The sequence below is a fragment of the Apibacter sp. genome, assembly GCF_025291155.1.
GTDB lineage: Bacteria > Bacteroidota > Bacteroidia > Flavobacteriales > Weeksellaceae > Apibacter.
On record NZ_JAMBJZ010000082.1, the window covers coordinates 8,046 to 9,336 of the forward strand.

The following is a 1,291-nucleotide window of genomic DNA, read 5'->3' on the forward strand; positions in this document are numbered from 1 at the left end:
CATTTATGATTGTTACCATTCCCATTTGGTAATCCACTACGTAGTCTACCCCTTCCGTTAAAGTTTGCCCATTGGCTGAAACTTGTACCGAACCTCTTGGTACATTAAATGCACCTAGTGAAATACCGTTTCCTATACTTCCTTTAAATCTACCTTCTATAGTATATCTATTTGCTAGGGGATCAGAAGTAACTGTATTACTCCCTTTTAAATCTTTATATAATTTTTCAAAAATATACTTCCCGTCTACCGATTTGGTTTTTAAGTATTCACCGAAGGGCTCTACTTTGGTAAATATCAATTTACCTTTTTGAGAGTTTATGGTAACCCCTTCTACAAAGTCAAAAATACCGTCTCCTTTTCCGCTGTCAGTTGCATCACTATTTTGATTTAATCTATCCCAATTTAATAATTGCATTAACTGCATATTTCTAACATTGGGATCGGGCAAATAATTTATTTTCCCTTGAGAGGCATCTTGATACATAACATTTAACATGAAACCTTCTGAAGAAATTTGTGAAGCTTCCATAGAATAAATATTTTTCATCATTAAGTCCCACATAGGAGATTCAGGAGAAACAATTTGGTTAGGCTTCAATAATTTTAATATTAATACTCCTGTTACTTCATTGGAAAATTCTCCGACTTTATAAATCTTACCTGGATTTTTCGAATCTGTATATTGAAAAGCTACCGCTAATAGTTGATCATTATTTAACTTCTGATTCAATGATATATATCCTAATTGCGCATGGTAAGAATATTCAGATTCAGATAATTTTTTTACTCTTTTGTGAACCACAAATTCTTTACCGCTTTCATAATTTTTAACGGTAGATGGTGAAGCTGAGGTTGGCACAACCGGTAACGAAACGCCGTTAACTGTATTATAAGTTGTCGAAGCATCTCTAATTCCAGCAAGGGTTGAAATTGTATTATATAAATTTATATTTGAATTATCCGGTAACTGTCCAGTATTGGATTCCCCTAAATCTCTTAAAGCTATAACTGGATGTTGCTCTTGTAAATTTGAATTTCCTAAATCAATTCTCCACACTTCAATTTTGGTAATATTAATAGTAGAAGCTATTACCGGATAATTTTCCAGGGACTTATCATAATTATCTCTAAAATAATGGGTTAAGAAGTAATGTTGATTTTCATCGTAATCAATAGCTTTGATTTTGAAATTATTTAGCACCCCTCCTCCTTGAACGGTAATATTTCTGGCTTCCGATTGTTGCTCTGAAAATACTGTTGTTAAAAAAGTATTTCCAAATTGAAATTC

1 protein-coding gene is annotated in these 1,291 nt (G+C 32.5%); it reads right to left on the reverse strand.

Annotation, left to right across the window (positions count from 1 at the left end):
* Positions 1-1,291: T9SS outer membrane translocon Sov/SprA (gene sov, locus M3Z80_RS07930; RefSeq protein WP_293919019.1), on the reverse strand; the 1,291-nt coding region annotated here is incomplete at both ends.